Annotated in this window: 5 protein-coding genes; all 5 read right to left on the bottom strand. The window is 69.8% G+C overall.

The genetic code is table 11. The features are described from left to right. Positions 1–29: 29 nt before the first annotated feature. Positions 30–20972 carry a non-ribosomal peptide synthase/polyketide synthase gene (locus tag ACLBYD_RS16510; RefSeq protein ID WP_447817286.1) on the bottom strand — a complete coding sequence of 6981 codons (20943 nt, stop codon included), beginning with the start codon at positions 20970–20972 and terminating at the stop codon, positions 30–32. A 283-nt stretch (positions 20973–21255) separates the two neighbouring features. Beyond that, positions 21256–21609: a hypothetical protein gene (locus ACLBYD_RS16505; RefSeq protein ID WP_016696138.1), complete on the bottom strand. Its 354-nt coding sequence runs from the start codon at positions 21607–21609 to the stop codon at positions 21256–21258. A 65-nt stretch (positions 21610–21674) separates the two neighbouring features. After that, entirely contained in the window at positions 21675–23645 is a 1971-nt protein-coding gene (locus ACLBYD_RS16500; protein ID WP_447817285.1) for an acetoacetate--CoA ligase, read from the bottom strand. 139 nt (positions 23646–23784) lie between these two features. Then, the gene (locus tag ACLBYD_RS16495; RefSeq protein WP_059383259.1) at positions 23785–24054 is read right to left on the bottom strand and encodes a GlsB/YeaQ/YmgE family stress response membrane protein; all 270 of its coding nucleotides are present in this window, start codon (positions 24052–24054) and stop codon (positions 23785–23787) included. 147 nt (positions 24055–24201) lie between these two features. Further along, a complete protein-coding gene (locus ACLBYD_RS16490) occupies positions 24202–25869 on the bottom strand; it encodes an AMP-binding protein (RefSeq protein WP_447817284.1) in 1668 nt (555 codons plus the stop codon). Positions 25870–25911: the final 42 nt, after the last annotated feature.

Raw genomic sequence — 25911 nt, 5'->3', positions numbered from 1 at the left:
TCCATTATCCCGAAGTGACCGACACAGGACTAATCCGCGTCTCCCACCGCATCGGCATCGACGCCTTCTGCGACGGCGATCACATCGCGCACCAACTGTGCGAGACCGTCGGCGCCGAGTTGGGGCAGCATCCCCGGTACGAGGCCGTTCAAAACCACCGACACGAGCGCTTCCGCGGTGAGCGCACCGCCGGTCGTGGTGGCCATGGTGTCCAGACGCTGGGCGAACTCGCCGAGTGTGACCTCGCGCTCACCGTGCCGGAAGGCGACGGCGTCCGGGGCCACGGCGGCCGCTGCCGCCACGAGTGCCGGGAGATCGGCGACGGTGCGTGCCTTCTTCGGCCGGGCCGCCCGCGCCCGCTCGGCATCCGTGCGGATGTCGATCGAACGGAGGACGACCTGCGGGTCGGCGCTGACGGCCTCGAGGATCCGAACGAAGCGATCGCCGAAGGCCTCGACCGTCGCGGCGTCGAACAGTGCCGTGGCGTAGGTGAAGGTCACATCGAGCGCGGTCAGCGCTCCCGACTCGGAGAACCGTTCGACCACCGTGCACTGCAGGTCGAACTTCGCCTGGTCGGCGCCCGTCTCGAGCGCGGCCACCTCGAGCCCCGGCAGGGCGAAGGTGCCCGTGTCGATGTTCTGGAAGGTGAGCATCGCCTGGAACAGCGGGGTGTACGCGCTGTTGCGTCGCACACCGAGACGTTCGACGACCCGCTCGAACGGCACGTCGGCGTTGCCGAATGCCGCGAGGTCCTTCTCCTTGGCCTGTGCGAGCAGCTCCGCGAAGGTCGCCGAACCGGCCACCCGGGTGCGGAGCACGAGGGTGTTGACGAACATGCCGACGAGGTCGTCGAGCGCTTCCTCACCACGACCGGCGGTCGGTGTACCCACCGCGATGTCCTCGCTGCCCGACAGGCGGGCGAGCAGCACCGCGAAGGCGGCGTGCATCGTCATGAAGACCGTCGCATTGTGCTCGCGGGCGGTCTTCTCGATCCGCTGCGCGAGTTCCTCACCGATCGTGAAGGTGAACGACTCACCGACCGTCGACTGGCGGGCGGGGCGCGGACGATCCGTGGGCAGGGCGAGAACCTCCGGGACACCGGAGAGTTCGTCGGCCCAGTAGTCGAGCTGACGCGACAGCTCGCTCTCGGGATCGTCCTCGGAGCCGAGAACTCTCTGCTGCCACAGCGTGTAGTCGGCGTACTGGACCTCGAGCGGTTCCCATCCCGGGGTCTCCCCCGCGGCGTGCGCGAGATAGGCGGTCATCACGTCGCGCACGAGCGGACGCATCGAGTACCCGTCGGCGCTGATGTGGTGCGCGACGACTGCGAGGACGTGTTCGTCCGCCGCGAGACGCAGCAGCGCGACCCGCACCGGCGGGACCGATGCCGTCACGTCGAATCCGCTGCCGAGGATCTCGGTGAGGCGGTCGACGAGCTCGTCGGTGGTCACGCCCACCGGGGTGAGCTCGGGCACGGTCTGTGCGACCGGCAGCACGACCTGCACCGGACCGTCACCGCTGTCCGGGTAGACGGTGCGCAGCACCTCGTGCCGGGCGAACAGGTCGGCGATCGCTGCGCGCAGGGCGTCCACGTCGAGCGCACCGGTCAGGCGCACGGCGACGGGGATGTTGTAGACACCCGATTCGGGATCGACCCGGTTCAGGGTCCACATGCGCTGCTGGGCGAGCGACAGCGGCACCTGCTCGGGGCGCGGGACGGTCCTGAGTGCCGGACGGGCGCCCTCGCCCACCGACGGCCGGATGCGGGCGGCGAGCGCGACCACCGTGGACGACTCGAAGACGGTCCGGACGGGCACGCGGGTGTCGAGTGCGGCACCGAGCCGGGCGGCGAGCTGCGTCGCGAGCAGCGAGTTGCCGCCGAGTTCGAAGAAGTCGTCGTCGAGACCGGCCCGTTCGACACCGAGCAGTTCGGAGACGGTCGCGGCCACGATCTCCTCGACGGGATCGGTCGGGGCACGGAACTGCCCCGCGTCGAGTTCGGGGTCGGGCAGGGCCCGCCGGTCGAGCTTGCCGTTGGTGTTCAGCGGCAGCGCCTCGAGTTCGACGAAGGCCGACGGCACCATGTACGACGGCAGTCGCTCCGCGAGCGCCGTCCGTGTCGCACCGGCGTCGAACGCCCGTGTCGCACCGGCGTCGAACGCGTCGGTGGCCGGCACGACGTAGGCGACGAGACGGTCACCGAGGTGGGCGGTGTTGCGCACCAGGACAGCGACATCCTTCACGTCGGGCAGCTCGCGCAGGACGGTCTCGACCTCGCCGAGTTCGATGCGGTAACCGCGCACCTTGACCTGGAAGTCGGCCCGGTCGAGGTATTCGAGGCGACCGGCACGGTTCCACCGGACGATGTCGCCCGTGCGGTACATACGTCCGCGTCCGTACGGGTCGGCGACGAACCGGTCCGCGGTGAGGTCGGGACGGTCGTGGTAGCCCCGCGCGAGCTGGGCACCCGCGAGGTACAGCTCGCCGGCGACCCCCGGCGCCACCGGTCGCAACCGGTCGTCGAGGACGTAGACGGCCGTGTTCCACTCGGGCACACCGATCGGGACGACGGTGCGGTCGGCGTCGTCGACCTCGTGGACGGTCACCGAGACCGCAGCCTCGGTCGGTCCGTAGAGGTTGTAGAGCGTCGCGGTGTTGTCCGCACGGAACTGCTGGGCAACCGCCGCGGGCAGCGCCTCACCGATCGCGAGGATCCGCCGCAGCGACGGCGCCACCGGACCGGCCGCGACCGTCATCAGCATCGACAGCATGGACGGAACGGTGTGCAGCGTGGTCACCTGCTCGTCGCGCAGCAGCGCGAGCAGGTAGTCGGGATCGCGGTGTCCGTCGGCGGTGGCGATCACCAGGCGGGCACCGGAGGTGAGCGCCGACCAGAACTCCCACACAGACAGGTCGAACGTCGCGACGGTCTTGAGCAGCACCGCGTCGTCGGACCCGATGCCGAAATACTCACGCTTCCACAGCAACTGGTTGACGATCGCGGCGTGGGAGACCGCGACGCCCTTGGGACGTCCGGTCGAGCCCGAGGTGAAGATCACGTACGCCGTGTTGCCCGGCCGCAGCGGAGCGGGCCGGTCGTCGTCGGTGATCGGGTCGTCCGGGAGCCCGGTGAGGTCGAGACGGTCGAGTTCGACGACCGGCGCGGTGCCGTGCTCGACCCGGTCGCCACTCGTCGTGACGATCGCGACGGGAGCGGCCGTGTCGAGGATGTAGGTGTTGCGCTCGGCGGGCTGGTCCGGGTCGACCGGCACGTAGGCCGCGCCGGTCTTCGCGATCGCGTACATGCCCACGAGCAGCTCGGACGAACGACGGATCGCCAGCGCGACCCGATCCTCCGGTCCCACACCGAGACCCAGCAGGTGCCGAGCGAGACGGTTGACCGACGAATCGAACTCGCGGTAGGTCCACTGCCGGCCCTCGTACACGAGCGCGACGTCGTCGCGGTGTGCGGCGACCTGCTCGTCGAACAGACCGACGAGGGTCGCCCCGGTGTCGGTTCCGTGGGCGGTGTCGTTCCACGCGCCGAGCACCGCGTCGCGCTCCTGCGGCAGGAGCAACGCGTGATCACCGACGGGCAGTGCCGGCGACTCGACGAGCGCTTCGAGCAGCTGCTCGAAACGGGCCGCGACGGCTTCCGCGGTCTCGCGGTCGAACAGATCCGTCGCGTAGGTGAGGATCGCGTCGATGCCCTGCGGCGCGCCGTCGTCGCCGTAGCTGTCGGCGACGATCAGGTGCATGTCGAACTGGGCGGTGCCGCCCTCGAGGTCGACCGGTTCGATGTCGAGGCCGGGCAGGGCGAGTTCGGAGCGGCTCTGGTTCTGGAACGAGAAGCCGACCTGGAACAGCGGGTGCCGGGCGGTCGAGCGGGCCGGGTTCAGGACCTCGACGAGGCGCTCGAACGGCACGTCCGCGTGGGCGAACGCCTGCAGATCGGTTTCCCGTGCCGCGGAGAGCAGTTCGTCGAAGGACGCACCACCGTCCACCTCCAGCCGGAGCACCAGCGTGTTGACGAACATGCCGATGATGTCCTCGGTGGCCTGCTCGGTGCGACCCGCGATGGGGGTGCCCACCGCGATGTCCGTCGAGCCGGACAGGCGCGCGAGCAGCGCCGCGAAGGCCGCGTGCACGGCCATGAACACGGTCGCGTTCCGGTTGCGTGCCAGGTCTCGCAGCTCACGGTGGAGATCGGCGCCGATGGTGAACTCCACGCGGTCGCCGCGGAAGCTCTGCTGCGCAGGCCGCGGACGGTCGAGCGGCAGGTCGAGCTGGTCGGGCAAGTCGGCGAGCGCGATGCGCCAGTAGCCGAGCTGCTCGGCGGCGGTGGACTCCGGATCGTCCTCGGAGCCGAGAACCTCCCGCTGCCACAACGCGAAGTCGGCGTACTGGACCTCGAGCGGCGCCCACGCCGGATCGCTGTCCGCGGACCGGGCGGCGTAGGCCGTCATCACATCGCGGACCAGCGGCACCATCGACGAGCCGTCGGCGCTGATGTGGTGGACCACGGTGACGAGGACGTGATCGTCGTCGGCGACGCGGAGCAGATGCATCCGTACCGGCACGTCGACGGTGACGTCGAAGCCGGCCGCGGCGATCTCCCGCATCCGCGGTTCGAGATCGGCGGCGGTGACGTCCACCGGTTCGAGCTCCGGCCGGACCTGCGAGGCAGGCAGGATGCGCTGCACCGGACCGGATTCGGTCTCGGGATAGACGGTGCGCAGGGACTCGTGCCGTGCGACGAGGTCGGTGACGGCGGCACGCAACGCGTCGACGTCCAGTGCGCCCGTCATCCGCAACGCGAACGGGATGTTGTAGGCCGTCGAGTCGGGATCGAACCGGTTGAGGAACCACATCCGCTGCTGCGCGGGGGACAACGGGATCGACTCCGGCCGGGTCCGGGCCGTGAGCGCCACCCGCCCACCGCGACCGGACTCCTGCTCGACCCGCGTCGCGAGTTCCGCGACGGTGGACGCCTCGAACAACGCCCGCACCGGCACCTGCGCGTCGAGCGCGGCACCGAGCCGGGCGACGACCTGCGTCGCGATCAGCGAGTTGCCACCGAGCGCGAAGAAGTCGTCGTCGGCACCGATGCGGTCGACACCGAGGACGTCGGCGAACACACCCGCCACGATCTCCTCGATCGGGGTGCTCGGCGCGCGGAAGCCACGCGTCTCGAACACCGGCTCGGGCAGCGCCCGGCGGTCGAGCTTGCCGTTGACCGTCAGCGGGATCGCGTCGATCACCACGAACGCCGAGGGCACCATGTACTCCGGCAGAACCACGGCGACACCGCTGCGCAGCGCTTCGGTGTCGATCGACATGCCGTCGTGCGGAACCACATAGGCGACGATCCGGGCCGCTCCCGGGGTGTCCTCGCGCACGATCACCGCGGCGTGCGCGACCTCGTCCTGCGCGAGCACCGCAGCCTCGACCTCACCGAGCTCGATGCGGAAACCGCGGATCTTCACCTGGTCGTCGGCGCGTCCGAGATATTCGAGATCGCCCGAGACGACCCAGCGTGCGACATCGCCCGTCCGGTACAGCAGCGCACCGTCGGACGAGAACGGATCGGCGACGAAACGTGCCGCCGACAGCTCCGGACGGCGCAGGTATCCACGCGCCAACTGGCCGCCGCCGACATACATCTCGCCGGCCACACCCACCGGCACCGGCTTGAGCCGCCGGTCGAGCACGTACACCCGCAGACCCGCGATCGGGACACCGACCACGCTCGCGGACGCACTCTGCGCCAGGTCGGCACCGATCTCCCGGTACGACACGTGCACGGTCGTCTCGGTGATGCCGTACATGTTCACCAGGCGAGGAGCTGTGCCGATCCCCCGTCGCTGCGCTCGCCCCGCATCGCCGTGACGTTCGAACCATCCGGCCAGACGCCGTGGTTCGAGTGCCTCGCCACCGAAGATCACGTACCTCAGCGACAGCTGTGCCTCGTCGGCCACCACCCGGTCGGCCTCGACGAGCTGGTAGAACGCCGACGGGGTCTGGTTGAGCACGGTGACCCGCTCGCGGATCAGCAACTCGCGGAAGGCCTCCGGCGAACGCGACGTGAAGTAGTCGACCACCACGAGGGTTCCGCCGTAGAGCAGAGGTCCCCACAGCTCCCACACCGAGAAGTCGAAGGCGTAGCTGTGGAACATCGTCCACACGTCCGACGAGTCGAAGCCGTACACCGATTCGGTGTTGACCATCAGCCGCACCACATTGCGGTGCGGGATCAGCACACCCTTCGGGCGTCCGGTCGATCCCGACGTGTAGATCACGTACGCGAGGTTCGTCGACGTCAGCGGGGCACGACGCTCCGCGTCGAGGATCGGTGCGTCGTCGACCTCCGACAGATCCAGACGGTCGATCTCGACGACCGGCACCGAGGCCGGGAACGCGACCTCGACGTCCGAAGTGGTCACGACCGCGACCGGCGTGGCATCCGAGACCAGGAACTCGATCCGGTCGGCCGGCGAGTTCGGGTCGATCGGCAGGTAACCGGCACCGGCCTCGAGCACCGCGAGCAGCGCCACGATCAGATCGAGCGAGCGCGGCATCGCGACCGCGACCAGATCCTCCGGTCCGGCACCGACATCGATGAGATGACGTGCCAGGCGGTGCACCCGCGCACCGAGTTCGCGGTAGGACAACTGCTCGTCGCCGAACCGCACCGCGACGGCGTCGCCGCGTTCGGCGACGCGCGCCTCGAACATGTCGACGAGTGTCGTGCCGGCCGGTGCGACATCGTCGCCCAGCGAATTCCAGCGCGAGACGACCAGTTCGCGTTCGAAGTCGTCGACGATCTCGATGTCGCCGACCACCGCGGCCGGATCCTCGGCCACTCCGCGCAGGATGCGCAGCAGCTGCTCCGCGAAGGCCGCGACCCGCAGGTCGTCGAACAGATCGGTCGCGTAGGTGACGGCGAAGTCCATACCGGCTGCCGAGCCGTCCTCGCCGACGGTCTCGGCGAAGGTGAACTGCAGGTCGAACTTGGCGGTGGGCGCCTCGTAGTCGACCGCCGCGGCGGTGACGCCGTCGAGGTCGAACTCGACCCGGCCGGTGTTCTGGAAGGTCAGGGCCACCTGGAACAGCGGGTGACGCGCCTGCGAACGCTGCGGGTCGAGGATCTCCACGAGCCGCTCGAACGGGACGTCGGCGTTCGCGAAGGCGTCGAGGTCGGTGTCGCGCACCTCGGCGAGGAGGTCCTGGAACCGGATGTCGTTGCGCACACCGACACGCAGCACGAGCGTGTTGACGAACATGCCGACGAGGTCGTCGAGGGCGGCCGCGCCGCGACCCGCGATCGGCGTGCCGATCGCGATGTCCTCGCTGTCGGACAATCGCGCCAGCAGCACCGCCAGCGCCGCGTGCACGACCATGAACAGGGACGTGTTCCGCTCCCGGGCAAGGCTTTCCAGCGCCGAGTGCAGCTCGGGTTCGATACGGAACCGGCTGGTGCGTCCGGTGTTCGACGCGACCTCGGGGCGGGCACGATCCGACGGCAGGTCGAGCTGGTCGGGAAGGTCCGCCAGCTGCGCGGTCCAGTACTCCACCTGTCGGGAGAGCACCGAACGCGGATCGTCCTCGGAGCCGAGGACGTCGCGCTGCCACAACGCGTAGTCGGCGTACTGCACCTCGAGCGGCGCCCAGTTCGGGGTCTCACCGCGCGAACGGTTCGCGTAGGCGACCATGATGTCGCGCGCGAGCGGCCGCAGCGAGAAGCCGTCGGACGCGATGTGGTGGACCACGAGGAACAACACGTGCTCGCGCGCGCCGAGCGAGAACAGCACGACCCGCAGCGGCACCTCGCTCGTGACGTCGAAGCCGGCCGAGGTGAGTTGCTCCGCCCGCTCGAACAGGCTGCTCTCGGCGACCCGCTCGACGGGCAGCTCCACCTCGTAGGACGGCTGCACCGACTGGTGGCCGACGCCGTCGATGTCCGGGTAGACCGTCCGCAGCGACTCGTGCCGCTCGACGACGTCGCCGAGCGCGGTGCGCAGCGCGTCGACGTCGAGATCCCCGGTGAGGCGGACGCCGACGGGGATGTTGTTCGCCGCGGAGGCCGGATCGAACCGGTTCAGGAACCACATGCGTTGCTGGGCGGGCGACAGCGGGATCCGCTCCGGACGCTCGCGCCGTTCGAGTGCGGGCCGCGCCCCGGCTCCCCCGAACTGTTCGACGCGGACCGCGAGGGCCTCGACGGTGGGGGCGTCGAACAGGGCACGGACGGGGACGGTCGTGTCGAGGGCGTCGCCGAGACGGGCGACCACCTGCGTCGCCACGAGCGAGTTCCCGCCGAGCGCGAAGAAGTCGTCGGTGCGGCCGACGCGCGGGACACCGAGCACCTGCGCGAAGACACCCGCGACGATCTCCTCGACCGGCGTGCGCGGCGGCATGAACTCCTGCACCTCGAAGGTCGGTGCGGGCAGCGCGCGACGGTCGACCTTGCCGCTCGTGTTGAGCGGCAGCGAGTCGAGCACGACGATCGCGGCGGGCACCATGTACGACGGCAGTCGCGAGAGCAGCGCGGTCTTCACGTCCGCCGGGTCGATGTCGGCACCGGCGATCGGGACGACGTACGAGACGAGCTGCGGTCCGGACCGGGGATCCTCGCGCACCACCGTCACGGCACGACCGATCGCGGGCTGCGCGGTGAGCGCGGTGTCGATCTCGCCGAGTTCGATCCGCAGACCGCGCAGCTTGACCTGCTGGTCGGTGCGGCCGATGTAGTCGAGTTCGAGGCGGTCGCCGCCGGCGGTGCGCACCCACCGCACGAGGTCGCCGGTGCGGTACAGGCGGCCACCGGAGGTGGAGAACGGGTCGGCGACGAAGCGTTCCGCCGTCAGATCCGGCCGTCCGTGGTAGGCGCGGGCGAGCTGCGCGCCGGACAGGTACAGCTCTCCGGCGACGCCCACCGGGACGGGCCGCAGGCGCGCGTCGAGGACGCGGGCGGCGGTGTTCCACACGGGCGAGCCGATCGGCACCGCGGGGTGGTCGTCGGGTTCGGCGGTGCGGTGCAGCGTCTGGATGGTGGTCTCGGTGGGACCGTAGAGATTGTGCACCGGTGCTGCGCCGAGCTTACGGAAGCGGGCGGTGCTCTCACCGGAGAGACTCTCACCGCCGCAGAAAACGTGGGCGAGCGAGGCCGCGTCCTCCTCCCCGAGGTGCTCGAGCACCGCGTCGAAGACGGTCGGGACGAACTGGACGACGGTGACACCGGCCCGGCCGATCTCGGCGGCCATCCCAGCGGGTTCGCGGTGCAGGCCCGGCGACGCGACGACCATGCGTGCGCCGGCGTGCAGCGGCAGGAACAGCTCCCAGACCGATGCATCGAAGGTGACGGGGGTCTTGAGCAGCACCCGGTCGTCGGCGGTGAGGGCGAACTCGTCCTGCATCCACGACAACTGGTTGACCACCGCGCCGTGCGGCACGGCGACGCCCTTGGGGCGGCCGGTGGAGCCGGAGGTGTACAGGACGTAGGCGAGGTGCTCGGCCCGCAGCGGACGGGTCCGTTCGTCGTCGCGGACGGGCGAGCCGTCGCGGCCGGAGAGGTCGACGGCGTCGATCTCGACGATCGGGATGTCCCCGAAACCGGTCCGTCCCCGGAGCTCGTCCCAGGATGCGACCAGAACCAGTGAGGGAGCGGAGGATTCGAGGACGTACGCGATGCGGTCGGCGGGCTGTTCGAGGTCGAGCGGCACGTAGGCGCCGCCGGCGGCGATCACCGCGTGGACGGCGACGAGCATGTCGACGGACCGGCCGATCGCTACGCCCACCCGGGTCTCCGGGCCGACGCCCAGCTCGACGAGATGACGTGCGAACGCGTTGACGCGCTCCCCGAACTCACGGTAGGTCAGCGGCGTTCCGACCGCGTCGGTGCCGGGCACGACGGCGAGGGCGTCGGGCGTGCGCTCGACCTGCGCGTCGAGCAGTCCCGGCAGCGTCGCGGTCGCGCCCAGATCGGCACGGGCACCGTGCGCGGCGGCGTCGACGGCGTCGCGTTCGCCGGCGGTGAGCAGCGGCAGTTCGTCGATCCCGGTGCCGGGAGTCTCCGTCGCGGCGGCGAGCAGACGGACCAACCGTTCACCGAGGACGTCGATCGTCTCGGCGTCGAACAGATCGGTCGCGTAGGAGAGTTCGACGACCCAGCCGTCGGACGACGATGCGCCCTCGGTGTCGGCGTCGAGGACCGTCACCACGAGGTCGAACTTGGACAGTCCGTTGTCGAGGGGCACGTTCGTGACCGACAGTTCCGGCAGCTGCAGCGACACCTGTCCGAGATTCTGGAAGGCCAGCATCACCTGGAACAGGGGGTTGTGCGCCTGGGTGCGGACCGGGGCGAGGACGTCGACGAGACGCTCGAACGGGATCTCGGCGTGGGCGAACGCGCCGAGGTCGACCTCGCGGACGTGGGCCAGCAACTCGTCGAAGGTCGCGGTGACATCCACCCGGGTCCGCAGGACGAGGGTGTTGACGAACATGCCGATCAGGTCGTCGAGGGACCGTTCGCCGCGACCGGCGATCGGCGTGCCGATCGCGATGTCGTCGGAGGCACTCAGACGCGCGAGCAGCGTCGCGAGCACCGCGTGCACGACCATGAACTCGGTCGTGCGCCGCTGCTGCGCGAGACGCTCCACCGCGGCGCGCAGTTCGGGGTCGATCGTCAGCCGGGTGACGGCACCGCGGTACGAGGCGACCGCCGGACGCGGCCGGTCCGTGGGCAGGCCGAGGCTCTCCGGCAGGTCGGCGAGGGTGTCGGTCCAGTAGCCGATCTGGCGGGCCAGCACCGACTTCGGGTCGTCCTCCGCGCCGAGCACCTCGCGCTGCCAGAGGGTGAAGTCGGCGTACTGGATCTCGAGCGGGGTCCAGGCCGGAACCTCGCCCTGCGACCGGGCCGCGTAGGCGATCATGATGTCGCGGGTCAGCGGCACCATCGAGAAACCGTCGGCGGCGATGTGGTGCAGGACCGCGACGAGCACGTGCGAGTCGGGTCCGGTCTCGAACAGCCGCACCACCATCGGCACGTCGCGCACGACGTCGAAGGTGGTCGCCGCGAGTGCCCGCAGTTCGGCGGGCAGACGGTCGGCGTCGATGGGTGTGACGGTCAGCTCGACCGGCACCTCCGAGACCGGGAGCACCTTCTGGTAGCCGTAGCCGTCGACGTCCGGGTAGACGGTGCGGAGCGATTCGTGCCGTGCGACGACGTCGCGCAGCGCGGTCCCGAGCACGGCGACGTCGAGCGCACCGGACAGGTGCACGGCCACCGGGATGTTGTTGACCGCGGACTCCGGGTCGAAGCGGTTGAGGAACCACATGCGCTGCTGCGCGAGCGACAGCGGAACCCGTTCGGGGCGGGGTCCGGCGACGAGCGGTGTGCGGGCCGCACCCGACGAGTCGGCCTCGACGGCGGCGGCGAGGGCCTCGACGGTGGACGCCTCGAAGATCGAGCGCAATGCCACTCGGCCACGGAGGGATTCGCCGATGCGGGAGACTGCCTGCGTCGCGATCAGCGAGTTGCCGCCGAGCGCGAAGAAGTCGTCGTCGAGACCGACGCGGTCGAGTCCGAGGACGTCGGCGAAGACCGACGCGACGATCTGTTCGACCGGGGTCGTCGGGGCGCGGAACTCCTTGACCTCGAAGACCGGGGCCGGTAGGGCCTTGCGGTCGAGCTTGCCCGACGATCCGAGCGGGAACTCGTCGAGCACGACGTAGACCGACGGCACCATGTAGGCCGGCAGCGAGCCGGCGAGACGACGCGAGACCGAGGTGGTGTCGAGCGACCGGCCGTCGGCGGCGACGAGATAGGCGACGAGGTGCTCACCGGAGTGGGCGTCCGAGCGCACGAGCACGACGGCTTGGTCGACGTCGTCGAGCGCGAGCAGGGCCGTCTCGATCTCGCCGAGTTCGATGCGCAGACCGCGCAGCTTGACCTGGAAGTCGGTGCGGCCGATGTAGTCGAGTTCGGCACGCGCCGTGCGTGCGTCGGAGGTCTCCCGGGCGACCCACCGCACGAGATCGCCCGTGCGATAGAGCCTCTCCCCCGCCCCGTACGGCGAGGCGACGAAGCGTTCCGCAGTCAGGTCCGGCCGCGCCACGTAACCGCGCGCCAGCTGGACACCCGACAGGTAGAGCTCACCCGCGACACCGACCGGCACCGGATGCAGTCGGCCGTCGAGGACGTGGACGCCGGTGTTCCAGACCGGGACGCCGATCGGCACCGACACCGCGTCGGCTGCGGTGACCTCGTGGTAGGTCACGTCGACGGCCGCCTCGGTGGGGCCGTACAGGTTGTGCAGGCGAGCGCCCGGCAGGATCGACCGCAGGCGTGCGGCGACCGAGGCGGGCAGGGCCTCGCCCGAGGCGAAGACCATTCGCAACGACGAGGCCGAGGCCGCGGCGTTCTCGGCGACGAAGACCGCAAGCATGGACGGCACGAAGTGCGCGACCGTGACGCCGCGGTCGGCCATGACCCGGGCGAGATAGGCCGGGTCCCGATGACCGTCGGGAAGTGCGATCTCGAGTCGCGCACCGATCTGCAGAGGCCAGAAGAACTCCCACACCGACACGTCGAAGGTGAACGGCGTCTTCTGCAGCACCGCGTCGTCGCGGGTGAGGCCGTACTCGTCCTGCATCCACAGCAGGCGGTTGACGATCGCGCCGTGCGGCACCGCGACACCCTTCGGGCGCCCCGTCGAACCGGACGTGAAGATGACGTAGGCGGTGTTCGCCGGCGTGAGCGTGGCGATGCGATCGGCGTCGGCGATCGGACCGGACGGCAGGTCGGACACATCGAGCGTGTCGATCTCGATCGTGCGCGCGGCCGCGGTCGACACGAAGCCGTCGCGGGTGGTGGTCAGCACCGCGACCGGCGCAGCCGTGTCGAGGATGTACGCGTTGCGGTCGGCGGGCTGATCGGGGTCGAGCGGCAGGTAGGCACCGCCGGCCTTGACGATCGCGTACATGCCGACGAGGAGGTCGAGGGATCGCCGCACCGCGAGTCCGACGGTCGACTCCGGTCCGACCCCCTGCGAGATCAGATGGCGGGCAAGGCGGTTCACTCGCGCGTCGAAGTCCGCGTAGGTCAGTTGCTCGCCCTCGAAGGCCACGGCCACGGCGTCGGGATCCGTCGCGACCCGGGCGTCGAACAGGTCGACGAGAGTGGCCGGTTCCAGCTCGTGCGCGGTGTCGTTCCACGATTCGAGGACCGCGAGTCGCTCGTCGGCGTCGAGCAGGTCGATGTCGCCGACGACGACCTCCGGCTCGCGCACCACGGCCTCGAGGATGCGGACGAAGCGATCGGCGAATCCGCGCACCGTCGCGTGATCGAACAGGTCGGTCGCATAGGTGAACGCCGCTCCGAGACCGTTCGGCGTGCCGTCCTCCGCGAAGTCCTCGGTGAGGGTGAGCTGCAGGTCGAACCTGGCGACCGCCGTGTCGATGTCGAGCACGTCGAGGGTCAGGCCACGCAGTTCGACGTGCGCGGCGCGCAGGTTCTCGAACGAGAGCATCACCTGGAACAGCGGGTGCCGGGCGGTGGAGCGGGTCGGGTTGAGCACCTCGACGAGCCGCTCGAACGGCACGTCGGCGTGGCCGAAGGCGCCGAGCGCCGCGTCGCGTGCCCGTGCGAGGTGCGCGGTGAACGGCCTGCCCGAATCGACATCCGTGCGCAGCACGAGGGTGTTGACGAACATGCCGATCAGATCGTCGAGCGCCTGCTCGCCGCGACCCGCGACCGGGGTGCCGATCGCGATGTCGTCCTGACCGGACATCCGCGCGAGCAACACGCTCAGGGCCGCGTGCACCACCATGAACAGCGATGCATTGCGGGTACGTGCCAGCGCCACGAGCTCGCGGTGCAGTTCCGGATCGATCGGGAAGTCCACGGTCGCACCGGAGTACGACTGCACGGCCGGCCGCGGACGGTCGGCGGGCAGATCGAGCTGATCGGGCGCACCGGCGAGGGCGCGACGCCAGTAGTCGAGCTGCCGGGAGATCAGCGACTGCGGATCGTCCTCGGACCCGAGCACCTGCCGCTGCCACAGCGTGTAGTCGGCGTACTGCACCGGCAGGGGTGCCCACGAGGGCTCCTCCCATTCGGTGCGGGCAGTGTAGGCGACCATGATGTCGCGCGCCATCGGACCGGTGGACCAGCCGTCGGCCGAGATGTGGTGCACGACGAGCGCAAGCACGTGTTCCTGGTCGCCGAGTTCGAACAGTTCGGCGCGGATCGGCACGTCCGACGTCACGTCCAGTCCGGTGAAGACCAGGCGCCGCACGGACGCGGGCAGCTCGTCGGGGGTGATCCGGGTCGGGGTCAGATCCGGCACGACCTCCGCCGCGGCACGGACGACCTGGTGCGGTCCGTTCGGCGAATCGGGGAAGACGGTGCGCAACGACTCGTGCCGATCGATGACGTCCATGATCGACACCTGCAGTGCGGCGACGTCCAGTTCGCCGGTCAGGCGCAGCGCCATCGGGAGGTTGTAGGTGGACGACCGCGGATCGAAGCGGTTGAGGAACCACATGCGCTGCTGCGCGAGCGACAGCGGAACACGTTCGGGCCGCGGCATCTTCGTCAGAGCGATGCGCGCTCCGCGACCTGCCTCCTGCTCGACGCGCACCGCCAGGGCCGCCACCGAACTGGATTCGAACAACGCCCGAACCGGCACCTGCGCGTCGAGGGCGACACCGAGCCGGGAGACCACCTGCGTGGCGAGCAGCGAGTTGCCGCCGAGTTCGAAGAAGTCGTCGTCGAGACCCACGCCCTGGACGCCGAGCACCTCGGCGAAGACGTTCGCGACCGTCTCCTCGATGGGAGTGGTCGGGGCACGGAACTCGCGGTAGCTGATGCCGAGATCGGGCTCGGGCAGGGCACGGCGGTCGAGCTTGCCGACCGGGTTGAGCGGCACCTCGTCGAGCACGATGATCTGCGAGGGCACCATGTACGACGGCAGCGAGCGGCCGACGTGATCGGCGAGTTCGGCAGGATCGATCTGCTCGTCCCCGTGCACGTCGACTCCGTGCACGTACGCGACGAGCGCGGTCTGGCCCGACGGCATCTCGTGTCCGACGGTGGTCGCGAAGGCGACCGAGGGGTGGGTCAGCAGTGCGGCGTCGATCTCCCCGAGTTCGATGCGGTAGCCGCGGACCTTGACCTGGAAGTCGGCGCGTCCGGCGAACTCGATGCGGCCCTGCTCGTCCCAGCGCACGATGTCGCCGGTGCGGTACATCCGGGTTCCGTTCGCGCCGAACGGGTTCGCCACGAACCGGTCGGCGGTGAGCGCCGGACGTCGATGGTAACCCCGGGCGAGCACGTCGCCCGCGAGATAGAGCTCACCCGCGACACCGGCGGGGACCGGGCGGAGCCGGCTGTCGAGGACCAGGGCGTGCACGCCCGCCACGGGCCGTCCGATGGTGATCGGCCCGGACGGTTCGAGCAGAGCGCGCGTCGAGACGATCGTGGTCTCGGTCGGCCCGTAGGCGTTGTAGAAGCTGCGGCCGGGCGCCCAGCGGGAGACGAGGTCGGCCGTGGACACGTCGCCACCGACGTTCACGACGCGCAGGGCGTCGAGTCCGCTCGGGTCGACGGAACCGAGCACCGCCGGGGTGATGACGGTGTGGGTGACGCCGGTGCGTTCGATGAGCGCGCGCAGTTCGGCGCCGCCGTAGACGGACGGCGGTGTCACGACGAGTTCGGCGCCGGTGGACCCGGCCAGCGTCCAGTCGAGGACCGTCGGGTCGAAGCTCGGCGAGCAGATGTGCAGGAGCTTCGATTCCTCTGTCACGCCGTACAGTTCGACGGTCTCGCGGACGAGACCGGCGAGGCCGCGGTGGGTGACGGCGACGCCCTTGGGCTTGCCCGTCGAACCGGAGGTGTAGATGACGTAGGCGGTGTGGTCCAGGCGCAGCGGCGCAGCGCGGTCGGCGTCGGTGAGCGGGCCGTCCGGGTAGGACGCGCACGCGTCGACGAATTCGGGGTCGTCGAGGCGGATCCACTCGGTGGCCGAGAGTAGACCGGTGGCGTACTCCCCCGTCGTCAGGCCGAAGACGGCCGACGAGTCGTCGAGCATGTGGGTGACGCGTTCGGCCGGGTACTCCGGGTCGACGGGCGTGTAGGCGGCGCCGGTCTTGGCGACCGACCACACGGCGAGCACCATCTCCCACGACCGCGGGAAGGCCAGCGCGACGATGCCGTCGGGCCGGGCACCGAGCTCGACGAGCCGCCGGGCGATGCGGTTCGACCAGGTGTCGAGTTCGCGGTAGGTCAGGACGGTGTCGCGGTCGCGGACGGCGACGCGGTCGGGATGGTCGACGGCGCCGATGGTCAGCAGCTCCACCAGGGTGCGGGCCTCGGCGGGCTCGGGTCCCGTCGCCGTGAGCAGGCGTTCGGCCTCCCCGGGCGAGAGGATCGCCAGGTCGCCCACGCAGGTCGACGCATCGGCGACGATCCCGGCGAGAATCCGCGCGAAGCGTTCGGCGAAGACGGCGACCGTCGCGGCGTCGAACAGGTCGGTGGCGTACTCGAACAGGACGTCGAGGCCGGCGGGTTCGCCGTCGTCACCGGTCTTCTCGGTCACCCACAGCTGGATGTCGAACTTCGAGATCGGCACGTCCAGTTCGGCGCCGACGGCGTGGACTCCCGCGAACGAGACGTCGCGCGCGGTGCCCGGTTCGAGGGACAGCGCGGCCTGGAACAGCGGGTGCCGGGCGGTCGAGCGTGGCGGGTTGAGCACCTCGACGAGACGCTCGAAGGGGACGTCGGCGTTCGAGAACGCCGTCAGGTCGGTCTCCCGGACGCCGGCGAGGTAGTCCTCGAACGACACGCCGGGATCGACCCTGGTGCGCAGGACGAGGGTGTTGACGAACATGCCGATCAGGTCGTCGAGATCCTTCTCCCCACGACCTGCCACGGCGGTACCGATGGCGATGTCGTCGGAACCGCTGAGGCGGGACAGCAGCGCCGCGTAGGCCGCGTGGACGACCATGAACAGCGACGCGTGCTGCTTGCGGGCGAGGTCGACGAGACCGCGGTGGGTCTCGGCGTCGATCGCGAAGCGGTGCTTGTCGCCGTTGTAGGAGGAGACGGCGGGCCGGGTCCGGTCGGTGGGCAGGTCGAGCTGGTCGGGCAGACCGTCGAGCTCGTTCACCCAGTAGTCGAGCTGCTGCGCCGCAACGGAATTCGGGTCGGCCTCGTCGCCGAGGGCCTCGCGCTGCCAAACGGCGTAGTCGGCGTACTGGACGGGAAGCGGCGTCCAGCTCGGCTTGTTCCCCTCGGCGCGGGCGCTGTAGGCCGTGACCACGTCGCGGGCGAACGGGCCGAACGAGGAGCCGTCGGCGGCGATGTGGTGCAGCACCATCGCCAGGACGTAGTCGTCGGGGGCGAGCCGGTACAGCGCGACCCGGAAGGGGACGTCGCGGACGACGTCGAAACCGCGGCTCGCGAGGTCGACGACGGCCGCGTGCAGGTCCTGCTCGTCGACGTCGATCGGCTCGAGCGGGACGACGACCTGCTCGACCGGAAGGATCGTCTGCTGCGGTTCGCCGTCCACCTCGGGGTAGACGGTCCGCAGGCTCTCGTGCCGCGCCACCACGTCGGCGAAGGCGTCGGACACCGCTGCGGGATCGACGGCGCCGGTGAGCCGCACCGTGAACGGAAGGTTGTAGGCTGCGGTGCTGACGTCGAAGCGGTTGAGGAACCAGATCCGTTGCTGCGCAGTCGACAACGGCAGCACGTCGGGTCGCGGCCGGGCGACGAGCGGGGACCGCGCGCCGGTACCGATCTGCTTGGCGAGCCGGGTCGCGAGACCCACGACGGTGGACGCCTCGAACAGCACACGCACGGGCACCTGGGTGTCGAGCGCGGCTCCGATGCGGGAGACCACCTGGGTGGCGACGAGGGAGTTGCCGCCGAGTTCGAAGAAGTCGTCGTCGAGACCGACACGTTCGACACCGAGGACCTCGCCGAACGCTTCGGCGACGGCACGCTCGGCGGGGGTGCGCGGCTCACGGAAGATGCGGGTGCTGCTGAAGACCGGCTCCGGCAACGCCTTCCGGTCGAGCTTGCCGCTCGTGTTGAGCGGCAGCGCGTCGAGCACCATGAGCGACGCCGGAACCATGTACGACGGCAGCGACCGGCCGGCGTGGTCGGCGAGGTCGGAGGTGTCGATGGTGCGGCCGGGAGCCGCGACGACGTACCCCACGAGCTGGTCGCCGGTGGGGGTCGCCACCACGAGCACGACGGCCTGCGAGACGGCGGAGTGCCCGAGGAGCACCGCTTCGATCTCGCCGAGTTCGATGCGCTGGCCGCGGAACTTGACCTGGAAGTCGGTGCGGCCGATGTATTCGAGCAGACCCGTGCCGTCGGCGGCGGTCTCCCACCGCACCAGGTCGCCGGTGCGGTACATCCGCTCGCCGGGCGCCCCGAAGGGGTCGGCGAGGAAACGGTCGGAGGTCAGGTCGGGACGGTCGAGATATCCGCGCGCGAGCTGGACGCCGGCGAGGTAGAGCTCGCCGGGGCGGCCCACCGGCACCGGCCGCAGCCGCCGGTCGAGGACGTATGCGCGGCTGTTCCACTGCGGAACGCCGATCGGGACGCTGTGCACGTCGCCGGGAGCGGCCCGGTGGTAGGTGATGGAGACCGCGGCTTCGGTGGGTCCGTACAGGTTGTGGAGCCCGGCCGGGCACATGCGCGCGAAGTCCGCGGCGGTCTCGGACGGCAGGGCCTCACCGATGACGAAGACGTGCCGCAGCGAATCACACGTTCCGGCAGGCGCATTCGCGACGAAGACGGTGAGCATCGACGGCACGAAGTCGGTGATCGTGACGCCGTACTCGGCGATCTTGTTCGCGACGTAGACCGGGTCGCGGTGCCCGTCGGGCGTCGCGATCACGAGGGTCGCGCCGACGCGCAGGGGCATGAAGAAGCCCCACAGCGACACGTCGAAGGTCGTCGCGGTCTTCTGCAGGTACACGTCGGTGGAGGTCAGACCGTACTGGTCGTTCATCCACTGGATCTGGTTGTCGATCGCCACGTGGCTCACGGCCACGCCCTTCGGCCGGCCCGTCGAACCGGAGGTGAAGATGACGTAGGCGGTCGTGTCCGGCAGGATCGGTCCGCGTCGTTCGGCGTCGGTGAGCGGCGTCGTGCCGAACCGCGAGTGGTCGAAGGTGTCGACGTCGATCGTGGGGATGCCCTCGGGCAGCGTCACGTCGTCGCGTGCCGTGGTGAGCACCGCCGCGGGGTGGGCGGTCTCGAGGATGTAGGCGGTGCGATCGGCGGGGTGGTCGGGGTCGATCGGCACCCAGGCACCACCCGCCTCGACGATCGCGTACATGCCGACGACGAGCTCGAGCGAGCGTCGGATCGACAGTCCGACGAGGGACTCGGGGCCGACACCGAGATCGACCAGTGCCCGGGCGAGGCTGTTCACCCGCGCGGCGAATTCGGCGTAGGTCAGCGATTCGCCTTCGAAGACCAGCGCAGTCGCCTCGGGAGAGGTCGCGACCCGGTCGTGGAACTCCGCGAGCAGGTCGCGGCGCTGCACGGGATGGTCGGTGCGGTTCCAGTCGCGGACGACCCGGTCGAGTTCGGTGCCGCCGGCGAGCGGGATGTCCCAGACGGGCCGGTCGGAGGCCGAACCGACGAAGCGGTCGAAGAACTCGACGAACCGCGCGTGGTCGGAGGCGGCCCGGTCGGGTCCGTAGAGATTCGGGTTCGACTCGAAGTCGATGTGGGTGTTGTCGCCGCTGGTGTAGACGTTGACGCCGAGATCCTCGATCAGACCGGTGGACAGGATGTTGATCCGTCCCACCATGTCGCCGAGTCGGACCTCGTTGTCGAACAGCATGATGTTGACCCACGGTCCGAAGAAGGTGGACTGCGCTCCACCCGCCGAGGTCGCGGCGCGGTCGCGGACGATGTCCTCGTGCCGGTAGCGCTGGTGACGCAGCGCGCCCGAGACGGCAGCACCGGACGCCGCGATCAGGTCGTGCACGGTGGTCTCGTCGGTCACGCTCAGCCGGAGCGGGACGACGTTCGAGACCATGCTGCCGGAGCGGCGCAACAGGGCGGTCGTGCGAGCCGCGACGGGCAGGCTCAGGACGACGTCGGTCTGCCCGGTCATCTGGGCGACGTAGGCCGCGAACGCCGCGATGACGGCGGTCGCCAGACTCGTGTTCTCCCGCTCGGACAGCTGCTCGACGCGACGTTCGGTCTCGTCCGACAACGCCGCGCTGTCGATGCGGCTGACCGGCGCGGGCGCCGCGGTGCGGCCGGCGAGGGTCGTGGGTTCCTCGATGCCCTCGATCTGCTGCGCCCAGTACTCGCGGTCGTCGGCGAACCGCTTCGATCCGCGGTACTCCATCTCGACGTCGTGGACCTTGCGCAGATCGGACGCGAGGCTCGGGGACGGTTCGACGCCGTCGACCGACGCCGTGTAGAGCTCGGCGATGCGGGTCATGAAGGTCGCGGCGGCGAAACCGTCGAGCGCGAGATGGTGGACGCGGTTGTACCAGAAGTAACGACGGTCACCGATGCGCAGGACCGTCGCGGAGATCAGCCGGTCGCGGAGGACGTCGACGGGACGGCTGCGGTCGTCGCGCATCCAGTCGAGGGCGGCCTGACGGGGGTCGGGTTCGCTCCGCAGGTCCTCGTAGCCGACGGAGTCGTCGAGGGTGGGATCGACGAGCTGGTAGGGCTGAGCGTCGACCTCGATGAACCGCAGGAAACCCGACCCCATCTCGCGGGCGGCGCGGACGCTCGCGGCGTGCAGCAGGTCGAGGTCGAGGTCGCCCTCGAGTTCGACGTACTGAGCGATGTTGGCGGGCACCGTCGGGTCGACGTGCTGGGCGAACCACATTCCCAGCTGTGCCGGCGAGAGCGGAAAGGCCCCGGGCGGCACGACGCCCCGCGAGTTCCCCGCTTCCGATCCGCCGTTACCCAGCGAGTCCAATCCCCAACCTTTCTCTCACCGTCGCGCAATCCCCCATCGGCGGTAGCTTGCGCAGCGCACAACCCTCTCGGTTCATCTGCTGAGCAGGTGAGGATCGTTACGGCGTGGTCGGGCGGTAGAACTCTCCGCAGGACCGGACGCAGCAACGGATCCCCAGCCTGTCGGCCGAGGCGCCCGAAGCAGGTTACCCGCCGGTCATCACCGGAGCCCATGACATACGCACCGGCCCCAATCTACAGGGTGCCCGCCCGGGCGCCGACCGACTGTCACCGAGTGCCGACGGTCACGTCCACGCCACGGCGATGATCACATTGAGAATGCCCAGACCACCGGCGACATGGGCGAGGGTCGCGGTCGAGCCGGGATTCTGCTTCTCCTTCTTCAGGCCGATGAACGCCACGACGAGCACGGCGAGGGCGACCAGCAGCTTGATGCCGATCTTCATGTGGTTCACCTCGACGACGTCCTGCGCCTCCCGGAGACCGACCAGGGCCAGACCCGTCACGACCTGCAGGATGGCGCCGTGCAGCATGCCGGCGACGACGCGCGGTTCCTTGATGACCGCGAGCCACGAACCGATGATGCCCGCGAGGCCGATGAAGTGCAGGATGAGGAAGATCTTGATGGCGATGTCCATGGGCGCAATCCGACCATTCCGGGCGTGGGCTGTCCAGTAAGGCGACACTCAGCGAGTGCCCGCGATCACGCCTGGCTGCGGTACCAATCGAGCAGGTCCGGGTCGTCGATCGCGGTGCGGTCGACCGCCCTGGCGGGATCGGCTCCCTGCAGGATCCGTTTGAGGGGAACCTCGAGTTTCTTACCGGTGCGGGTGTGCGGCACCCCGGGCGCGGCGACGATCTCGTCGGGCACGTGCCGGGGCGAGGCGTGCTCGCGCACGGCCGCACGGATCCGTTCCTTCAAGTCGTCGGTGAGCGCGACGCCCTCCGCGAGGACGACGAACAGCGGCATGCGGTACGTGCCGTCGGGTCGTTCGATGCCGAGCACGAGCGACTCGACGATCTCGGGCAGGGTCTCCACGGCCTGGTAGATGTCGGCACTGCCCATCCGCACGCCGTGACGGTTGAGCGTGGAGTCGGACCGGCCGTGCATCTCGAATGTGCCGCGCTCGGTGATCGTGATCCAGTCGCCGTGCCGCCACACGCCCGGATAGACGGAGAAATAGGAGTCGCGGTAACGACTGCCGTCCGGGTCGTTCCAGAACCGCACCGGCATGGACGGCATGGGAGCGGTCACGACGAGTTCGCCGACCTCTCCGCGCACCGGTCGGCCCGCCTCGTCGAAGGCGTCGACCGCCACACCGAGGCAGGGCACCGAGATCTCCCCCGGCCACACCGGCACAGTGGGGACGGCCCCGACGAAGGCCGTGACGACATCGGTCCCGCCGGAGATGGACATCACCTGCACGTGCTCCCCCGCGTTGTGTGCCAGCCACGACGATGAGGAGGCGGGCAGCGTCGACCCGGTGACTCCAACGCCTCGGAGGGCCGACAGATCGTGGTCGTCCTGCGGAACGACACCGGCCTTGATGCAGGCCAGCACGTATCCGGGGCTCGTCCCGAGCACCGTGACGTTCTCGTCGGCCGCGATCCGCCACAGGCGATCGACCTCGGGATGGGACGGGGCGCCGTCGTAGGTGACGACGGTGCATCCCACGAGCAGCCCCGAGAGCAGGAAGTTCCACATCATCCAGCTCGGGCTGGTGTACCAGAGGAAGCGGTCGCCGGGACGGAGGTCGAGGTGCAGCGACAACGCCTTGAGGTGCTCGAGCAGCACACCGCCGTGGCCGTGCACGAGACCCTTCGGCGGGCCGGTGGTGCCCGAGGAGAAGACCACCCACAGTGGGTGGTCGAAGGCGACGGGCAGGGGTTCGAGGGCGGTGTCACCGGAGACGGCGTCCTTCCAGTCCACGACGGTCCCGTTCTGTCCGGCCGTGTCCGACGGCGGCTCGCCGTCCGTATCGACGGACGTTCCACCGTCCGACACGACGACCGTCAGGGCGAGACCGGGCATCGCGGCGCGGAGTCGGTTCACCTCGTCGACGCGGTCGTGCCGCCGTCCCGCGTAGCGGTACCCGGTCGCCGTGACGAGCGCCCGCGGTTCGAGTCGGCCCAGACGGTCGATCGCCGCGGGCACGGCGTAGTCCTGCCCGCAGCCCGCCCAGACGGCGCCGATGCTCGCCGTGGCGAGCAGGGCGACGATCGCTTCGGGGATGTTCGGCAGGTAACCGACGACACGGTCGCCCTCCCCCACCCCGTGCGCTCGGAGGGTCGCAGCGAGCGCGGCCGTGTGACGTTCGAGTTCGGCCCAGCCGATCTCGCGCCGGTGTCCCTCCTCGTCGAGGTGGACGACGGCTGCCTCGTCCGGGGGACGCTCCCGGAAGACGTACTCGGCGAAGTTCAGCCTCGCGCCCGGGAACCACACGGCGCCGGGCATGGCGGCGTCGGCAAGAGCCGGGCCCGGATCGGTGTGGGAGACGACGTCGAAGGCGTCCCACACGGCCTGCCAGAAATCACCGGGTTCGTCGACGGACCACTGCCACAACGCCCGGTAGTCGGGCAGGTCGAGTCCGTGTCTTTCCTCGACGAACCGGGTGAACCCGGTGACGTTCGCCTGCTCGATATCGACGTCTGTCGGGGTCCATTGCGGTTCCACCACAGTTCACCTCCGGTCCGGGACCGTATCCGAACACGCGCGAAGGCCCCGCTCGGGCCCGACAGGAGGTGGTGCACGGCCGATCGCCGTGCACCACGTCCCGGTCGTCCGGGCGGAGCCCCGCGCGACGGGCTCTCGGCTATCTCCTCTCGCGCGTCGCAGAGGTGTAGATGAGAGTGAGAACCACCGCGACGGCGATGGAGATGATCCAGCGGATCCAGTCGATGCCGGAGGTGTCCTCGTTGCCCTCGGACGAGATCATGCCCCAGATCCAGTAGCCGATCAGCGCGCCGATGATGCCGATGATGATCGTGATGATCATGCCCATCGCCTGCTTACCCGGAATCACCAACCGGGCGAGGATGCCGATGACTGCGCCGAAGATGATGGTGCCGATGATTTGTCCCATGGTGAGCCTCCCTGTTCGGCGCCGCACCTGCGGGCGGCGCAACCTCGACGACCATGTACCTCCTCAGTGTCGATCATGAACGGCACACGCGGAGGGCGAATCGACGTCCCTTCCGGGTGAATTTCCTTCTCCGGCAAACCCGGGATCTCACCGGCCCCCGTCTGCTCCTGCCGCCGCGAGCAGCGCGATCGCCTGTTCCCGCATCTCCACCTTGCGGACCTTCCCGGTCACCGTCATCGGGAATTCGTCGACCACGTGCACGTAGCGCGGGATCTTGTAGTGGGCGAGTTTCCCGGTGCAGAACACCCGGAGCGACTCGGCGTCGAGCGGCTCGGCGCCCTCGCGCATCCGGATCCACGCCATCAGTTCCTCGCCGTACTTCGCGTCGGGCACACCGACCACCTGGGCGTCGAGGATGTCCGGGTGGGTGTAGAGGAATTCCTCGATCTCGCGGGGGTAGATGTTCTCCCCACCCCGGATGACCATGTCCTTGATCCGGCCCGTCACCGAGACGTACCCGTCCTCGTCCATGACGCCGATGTCGCCGGTGTGCATCCATCGGGCCGCGTCGATCGCCTCGGCGGTCTTGTCGGGCTGATCCCAGTAGCCGAGCATCACCGAGTAACCGCGGGTGCACAGTTCGCCGGGTTCGCCGCGCGGCACCGTCAGTCCGGTGACGGGGTCGACGACCTTGACCTCGAGATGCGGGCCGACACGACCGACGGTGCTCACGCGCCGCTCGATGCTGTCGTCGCTGCGGGTCTGCGTCGAGACCGGGGAGGTCTCGGTCATGCCGTAACAGATGGAGACCTCGCTCATGCCCATCCGATCGATGACCTGCTTCATCACCTCCACCGGGCACGGTGATCCCGCCATGATGCCGGTGCGCAGGCTCGACAGGTCGTGGTTGTCGAATCCCGGGTCGGCCAGTTCGGCGATGAACATCGTCGGCACGCCGTACAGCGACGTGCACTTCTCCTCGGCTACGGCGCTCAGCGTCGCGGCGGGATCGAAGCCCGGCGCCGGCAGCACGATGGTCGCGCCGTGACTCGTGCACGCGAGATTGCCCATCGTCATCCCGAAGCAGTGGTACAGCGGGACGGGGATGCAGACCCGGTCGCGTTCGGTGTAGTGGCACAGCTCGCCGACGAAGAAACCGTTGTTGAGCACGTTGTGGTGACTGAGGGTGGCGCCCTTGGGGAAACCGGTGGTGCCCGAGGTGTACTGGATGTTGATCGGATCGTCGGGCGACAACGAGGCCTGGGCCGCGTCGAGCGGTGCCCGGTCCTCGGTGAGCGCGGCGCGGCCGGAGCCGACGAGGTCGTCCCACCGCGGCGAGTCGAGCAGGACGACGTCCTCGAGATCGGGGCAGTTGGGCCGCACGGTCTCGATCATCTGCGCGTAGTCGGAGGTCTTGAACGTCGGGGCGGACACCAGCATCCGCACACCGGCCTGCTCGAGGACGTACTGCAGCTCGTGCGAGCGGTAGGCGGGGTTGATGTTGACGAGGATCGCCCCGATCTTCGCGGTCGCGTACTGCACGAGCACCCACTGCCAGCAGTTGGGTGCCCAGATGCCGACGCGGTCACCCTTGGTGATGCCCGCCCGCAGCATACCGAGCGCGAGCGTGTCGATGTCCGCGACGAATTCGCTGTAACTCCAGCGCTTTCCGGCGGCGGAATCGACGAGCGCCTCACGGTCGCCGAAGCGGGCGGCGGTGCGGTCGAGGTTGTCGCCGATGGTGTCGCCGAGCAGCGGGACGTCCCAGGCACCCTGGGCGTAGCTGGGCAGACGGTCGGCGTCGAGGCCGGACATCGCATTCTCCTTCACGAGGCGGGGAAACGGCTGTGGTGGCGG

This window comes from Rhodococcus sp. C26F (genome assembly GCF_053345925.1).
This window is presented reverse-complemented; position numbering and strand designations above follow the sequence as displayed.